This is a genomic window from Rhodanobacter sp. Root179 (assembly GCF_001428465.1).
GTDB lineage: Bacteria > Pseudomonadota > Gammaproteobacteria > Xanthomonadales > Rhodanobacteraceae > Rhodanobacter.
In genome coordinates, this window is record NZ_LMHR01000058.1 from 40,565 (window position 1) to 46,755 (window position 6,191).

The 6,191-nt window shown below is 65.9% G+C and carries 5 protein-coding genes; 4 read left to right on the forward strand and 1 reads right to left on the reverse strand.

Going from position 1 to position 6,191, the window contains the following annotated elements; translation table 11 throughout:
* Window positions 1–103: 103 nt before the first annotated feature.
* The 3 genes from ASD82_RS04715 (at window position 104) to ASD82_RS04725 (ending at window position 3,505) form a co-directional block, all read left to right on the forward strand.
* Window positions 104–964 (forward strand): hypothetical protein, encoded by an 861-nt coding sequence (locus ASD82_RS04715; protein ID WP_157599184.1) that lies wholly within the window; start codon window positions 104–106, stop codon window positions 962–964.
* 120 nt (window positions 965–1,084) lie between these two features.
* Complete coding sequence (locus tag ASD82_RS04720) at window positions 1,085–1,375, forward strand: hypothetical protein (protein WP_056716178.1); 291 nt, start codon at window positions 1,085–1,087, stop codon at window positions 1,373–1,375.
* Between the two features lie 159 nt (window positions 1,376–1,534).
* Window positions 1,535–3,505, forward strand: coding sequence for an LTA synthase family protein (locus ASD82_RS04725; protein WP_056716189.1), 1,971 nt, complete (start codon window positions 1,535–1,537; stop codon window positions 3,503–3,505).
* Window positions 3,506–3,559: 54 nt separating this feature from the next.
* Here the strand turns inward: ASD82_RS04725 and ASD82_RS04730 are convergent, their stop codons facing one another.
* The gene (locus ASD82_RS04730) at window positions 3,560–4,027 is read right to left on the reverse strand and encodes a Dps family protein (RefSeq protein ID WP_056716181.1); all 468 of its coding nucleotides are present in this window, start codon (window positions 4,025–4,027) and stop codon (window positions 3,560–3,562) included.
* Between the two features lie 156 nt (window positions 4,028–4,183).
* Here ASD82_RS04730 and hrpA point away from each other — a divergent pair.
* Window positions 4,184–6,191, forward strand: a 2,008-nt coding sequence (hrpA, locus tag ASD82_RS04735; RefSeq protein WP_082585241.1) for an ATP-dependent RNA helicase HrpA, incomplete at its 3' end; no start/stop codon positions are given.

The following is a 6,191-nucleotide window of genomic DNA, read 5'->3' on the forward strand; positions in this document are numbered from 1 at the left end:
GGACGGGCCTGGGCATGGCCTGCCCATGCCGCAGACGTCGCCGCGGTGGGAAGGGTGATCAGGTTGGGCATCGAACGGACGACCTGTCCCGCCACCATGGGAAGTGAAGGTTTCCCGATTGCGACCGCAGCGGTCTGGCGCGACATGCCGCATTCGCAAGCGGGTGCATCGATATCATTACGGAGGTGCGGCTCCGGCAACGGATCTGCTCGGGACGACGCATGAAAAAGCATGGCTTCATGGCTGGGATATTGATCATCACCGCGCTGTTCAGTCAGTGCGCATGGGCCGGATGGACCCGGTCTTCCGGCTCGACCATACGGTTCGAGGGGGATATCGAAAAGGTTCGTACGAACAATATCTGGCGGTCGCCAGGGGTGGCTTTGCCAGAGTGCTGCTCAACAGCAGCGGTGGTTACCCCTCCGTGGCGTTGAAGATTGCCAGGGACATCCAGGCGCATCCGGATGTCGAAGTCGACGTGAAAGGGGTGTGCGTTTCCGCGTGCGCAAGCTATCTGGCCATCGCCGGACAGCATCTGAAGATCGAATGCGATTCGGTGGTCGCGTGGCACGGCGGCCTCGGCAACCCGGAAGACGAGGCGCGATCCATGCGCGCCGAGAACATCCCGGAGGGGCTGGTGGTTGCGTATGCGGCCTGGCTCAAGGCATTTCATGCCGACGAGTCGGACTTCTATGTTCGCGCCGGCGTGGATATCGCCTTGCTCGCCGATTCGGAGAAGGCTGTCAGCGCCCTCGATCTGGACGAAAGCTACACGCTGGACGCCGTGACTGGCGAGTACTCGTATTCGACATCCGCCGGGGTCTGGGTGCCGTCGATGCGTTCGTTGAAAAAGTATGGCGTGAAGGACCTGAAGTATTGCCGCGATGACGGCGCGACCGAAGTCGGCAAGGCGCTGAAGAAAAATGGCTATCCGGTGAAATTCTCCACCGCCACGTTCCGTTGAATGGCCGGTGTGATCCGGTACCCGTGCATGCGACAAGGAAGAACAAATGCGCCGCTCACCGCCAGCCGATGATGGCGCACCTGCCGGCTCATGCCGGCAGGTGCGTTCCGGAAATGAACCATGAGTCCCGACACGTTTGAAATGCTGGCCATGATCACCCTCGTGGTGGGCTTCTATGTCGTCTGCATGCGGCTGGGCGAACTGCATTCGCAACTGCGCAAGCTGGAAAGGCGCCTGCTCGGCGACAGCGAAGCCGACCTGGCGAAGCTGGCCGAGATCCGGTCGCTGGCCGTGTCCGGCAAGCAGGGGCGCGCCGTGGCTGCCCATCGCCGATATTTCGGAACCAGCCTGGCCGAGGCCACCGATGCGGTGCGGAAACTTGATGGTGACGCTGCGGCGCGTGGCGCCTGAGCCGACCTGACGCCGGCCTGCCTGCGGGGCGAATGAGTCGGCACGGCGAAGTCCGGGCATGGGTTTTGGGTTAGAGTCCGCGCTGTAGCCGCTTTTTCGGCGGCGTTCGCAGTGGTCGTCCGTTCGCGGCGCAAGGCGCTGCATGTCTCGGGGGATCACGTGCGACAACTTACCTGGCGTTTCCTTTTGCTCGCCCTGGTTTTTCTGGCGCTGAGCCGGCTCGGCCTTGCGTTGTGGCTGTGGCCGCGTGTAGGGCCGGCGGGCGGCTTGTGGCCGGTAATGTCTGGCGGGCTGCGCATCGATCTGAGCCTGCTGGCGATGATCTGTGCGCTGCCGGCCCTGCTGTCGCCGTGGCTGGGGCATCGGCCCCGGGCCGCGCGCATCACCGCGTGGTGGTATCGGCTGTGGTGGATGCTGTTCGTGCTGCTGGAGCTGTCCACGCCGCAGTTCATCCTGGAATACGACACCCGGCCCAATCGCCTGTACGTGGAGTACCTCAATAGTCCGCACGAGGTGTCGGCGATGTTGTGGCATGGCTACAAGGGCGTGCTGCTGTTCGCCCTGGTGGGTCTGCTGTTGCTCGGCTGGGTCGGCTTTCGTGTGTTGCGCACGCAACTGGTCGATGCGCGCCTTCGCCTGCGCTGGCGGCCGTTGCTGACCGCGGTGATGTTTCCGCTGCTGTTCCTGGCGGGACGCGGCACGCTGGAGCATCGCCCGCTGAATGCGTCGATGGTAGCGTTCAGCGATGACGCGATGGTCAACACGTTGCCGCTGAATTCGCTGTACAGCGTGATCAATGCGATCCGCGGCATGCACAACGAGCGCTCGTCGGCGACACTGTACGGGCCGATGCCCGAAGCGGAAATGCAGCAACTGGTGCGCGAGGCGTCGGGGTTCGAGGGGCCGATGCCCGATCCGCAGCATCCCAGCTGGCATGTGCAGCGCGCCTCGAAGCGGCCGGCCGAGCCGCTCAACCTGGTCATCATCGTCGAGGAAAGCCTGGGGGCGCAGTACATCGGCGCGCTGGGCGGCGAGCAGCTGTCGCCGCAGTTCGACGCGCTGGCGAAGGACGGCTGGCTGCTGGCGCGGACCTACGCCACCGGCACGCGCTCGGTGCGCGGGCTGGAGGCGATCACCACCGGTTTCCTGCCCACGCCGGCGGAAGCCGTGCTGAAGCAGCCGCGCAGCCAGCGCGGCTTCTTCACCCTGGCCGGCCTGCTCGGCGAGTTCGGCTACCACTCGCGCTTCATCTACGGCGGCGAGGCGCACTTCGACAACATGAAGTCGTTCTTCCTGGGCAACGGCTTCGACGAAGTGATCGACCAGCCGAAGTTCGAGGTGAAGCCCGCCTTCGTCGGCTCGTGGGGCGCGTCCGACGAGGACATGTTCAACGAGCTGCACCATCGCCTGATGCAGGGCGGCGGGCAGCCGCAGTTCACGCTGGCCTTCAGCGTCTCCAACCACACGCCGTGGGAATACCCGAGCGGACGGATCGAGGCGAGCGACCCGGCGGCGAGCGTGCAGAACACGGTGCGCTACGCCGATTGGGCGATCGGCCGGTTCTTTGCGAAGGCGAAGCTGTCGCCGTACTGGAAGAACACCGTGTTCCTGGTCGTGGCCGACCACGATTCGCGAGTGTTCGGCGCCAGCCTGGTGCCGGTGCGACACTTCCACATTCCCGCGCTGATCCTCGGTGCGGGCGTGCCAGCCCAGCGTGACGAACACCTCGTCAGCCAGATCGACCTGGCGCCCACCCTGCTGTCGCTGATCGGCATCAGCAGCGTCCAGCCGATGCTCGGTGCCGATCTCACCGTGCATTACCCGGGCCGCGCCATCATGCAGTACGGCGACAACTACGGTTATCTGAAAGGTGACCAGTTGCTGGTGCTGCAGCCGGGCCAGCCCGCGGCGCAGTTCCACTATGAGGTGGCCGACCACCAGCTGACACCGGTGGCGGTCGATCCGGTGCTGTCGAGGTTGGCGCTGGCCCATGCGTTGTGGCCCAGCTGGGCTTACTTCAACCAGCGTTACGGCTTGCCGCCGAAATCCCTCCAGCCCGCGCCCGCTCCGGCGGCGACGGTGCTGAAGCCGATGGAGCCGGACAAGTGCTGTGCCACGCGCCAGCTGTAATGGAAGAAACCCGGCGCAAGGCCGGGTTTCTGTCTATATCCAGGACGCTGGCGATCAACGCAGCAGCGAGCGCAGCATCCACGCGGTTTTTTCGTGCGCCTGCAGGCGGCCAGTGACCATGTCGGCGGTGCCGTCATCGCCGGCGGCGTTGGCGGCCTTGAGCGTATCGCGGGCGGTGGCGGCGGCGATCTCGTGGCCTTCGACCAGCTGGTTCACCATCTCCTTCCATTCCGGCACGCCCGATTCTTCCTTGATCGAGCTGAGCTTGCCGAACTGGCTGTACGAGCCCGGGGCGAACACGTCCAGCGTGCGGATGCGCTCGGCCACTTCGTCGGCGGCCAGCCACAGCTCGTTGTACTGGGTCTCGAACATCAGGTGCAGGCTGTTGAACTGCGGGCCGGTGACGTTCCAGTGGAAGCTGTGCGTCTTCAGGTACAGCGAATAGGTGTCGGCCAGCAGCTTGGACAGATGCTTGGCGACCGCTTCGCGGTCCTTCTTGGCAATGCCGATGGAAATGGCCATGTGCTGCTCCTCGATGGTGGAAGAAAACGGGTGGGTGAATGCAATGGGTCCACAGTAGCGGGTGCCAGCCCGCCGGTGAAATGAAACCTTCGTATGCCTGCGATAGCTGGTGGCTATCGGGTTGACCTGCGTCCAACAGGTATCATGCGCGGTTCGATGAATGACCATCCGCCACCACCGCCCGATTCCGCCGCCGACCCCGGCCTGCGCGACCTGCGCCGCCAACTGGATGGGGTGTCCAGCCGCGACTTCGGTCGCCTGCTGGGGCGTTGGCGCACGCTGTCGCGCCGGCCCGACGAAGGCAAGCTGGAGGCGCTGCGCGCCGATATCCAGCGTTCCGCGGCCAAACGCCGCGCCCGCGCCGCGGCCAAGCCCGAGATCCGGCTGGACGATGCGCTGCCGATCAGCGCCCGCGGCGAGGACATCGTCAAGCTGATCCGCGACCACCAGGTGGTGGTGATCGCTGGCGAGACCGGTTCGGGCAAGACCACCCAGCTGCCGAAACTATGCCTGGCCGCCGGCCGCGGCGAGGCCGGCATGATCGGCTGCACCCAGCCACGCCGGCTGGCCGCGCGCTCGGTGGCGCGTCGGGTGGCCGAGGAACTGGGCACGCCGCTGGGCGAGGTGGTGGGTTTCCAGGTGCGCTTCAACGACCAGGTGTCCGAGCGCACCCTGGTGAAATTCATGACCGACGGCATCCTGCTCGCCGAAACCCAGGGCGATCCGTGGCTCAGTGCGTACGACACCCTGATCATCGATGAAGCGCACGAGCGCAGCCTCAACATCGACTTCCTGCTGGGCTACCTGAAGCGGCTGGCGGTCAAGCGGCCGGAGCTGAAGATCATCGTCACGTCGGCGACGATCGACACCGCACGGTTCGCCGAACATTTCGGCAGCGCGCCGGTGGTCGAAGTGGAAGGCCGCGCGTATCCGGTCGAGTTGCGCTGGCGGCCGGTGGACGAGGCTCCTGTGGGAGCGGCTTCAGCCGCGATCGGCGAAGCATCGCGGCTGAAGCCGCTCCCACAACGAGCCTCCCGCCAGGACATGCAACAGGGCAGCGCCGAACACATCGCCGCGGTGCTCGACGAGATCACTCACGACGATCCGCGCGGCGACGTGCTGGTGTTCCTGCCCGGCGAGCGCGAGATCCGCGACGCGCACCAGCTGCTGTCGCGCCGGCAATATCGTGAAACCGAAATCCTGCCGCTGTACGCACGGCTCTCCGCCGGCGATCAGGACCGCGTGTTCAAGCCCGGCGTGAAGCGCCGCGTGGTGCTGGCCACCAACGTGGCCGAGACCTCGCTCACCGTGCCGCGCATCCGCTACGTGATCGACACCGGCACCGCGCGGGTGAAGCGCTACAGCCAGCGCAGCCAGCTCGAACGGCTGCATGTGGAGCCGGTCTCGCAGGCGGCGGCCGACCAGCGCAAGGGCCGCTGCGGCCGCGTGGGGCCGGGCGTCTGCTACCGCCTGTACGACGAGGCGGACTTCGCCAGCCGCGCCGCATTCACCGATCCCGAACTGCTGCGCTCGTCGCTGGCCAACGTGATCCTGCGCATGCTGGCGCTGAAACTGGGCGAGGTCGACGACTTCCCGTTCCTGGAAGCACCCGACCCGCGCGTGATCGCCGACGGCTTCCGCCGGCTCACCGAGATTTCCGCGATCGACGAGGCGCGCAAGCTCACCGCGATCGGCCGCACCCTGGCGCGCCTGCCGATCGACGTGCAACTGGCGCGCATGCTGGTCGAGGGCGAGCAACTGCACGCCCTGCGCGAGCTGCTCGTCATCGTCAGCTTCCTCAGCATCCAGGATCCGCGCGAGCGACCCGGCGATGCACGACAGCAGGCCGATACGGCGCATGCCGTGTTTGCCGATCCGAAGTCCGACTTCGCCGGCGTGCTTAACCTGTGGCGGGCCTATCACGACGCGCACGAGGAACTGACCCAGTCGAAACTGCGCGACTGGTGCTCGCGGCATTTCCTCAGCTTCATGCGCATGCGCGAATGGCGCGAGCTGCATCGGCAGTTGTTGCTGGTGGTGGGGGAGCTGGGGTGGAAGTTGGATGGAGGGCCGCAAGCCGCACGCTCTGCTCCTCCCCCTGCTGGCAGGGGGAGGTCGGGAGGGGGTAGAGCTCTTGACGTTGCTGCACAAAGTCAAAAGCGGG

Bases quoted from the DNA above. Each gene is read 5' to 3' on its own strand.
- ASD82_RS04720 (WP_056716178.1), top strand. From the start codon at position 1,085: ATGAGTCCCGACACGTTTGAAATGCTGGCCATGATCACCCTCGTGGTG.
- ASD82_RS04730 (WP_056716181.1), bottom strand. From the start codon at position 4,027: ATGGCCATTTCCATCGGCATTGCCAAGAAGGACCGCGAAGCGGTCGCC.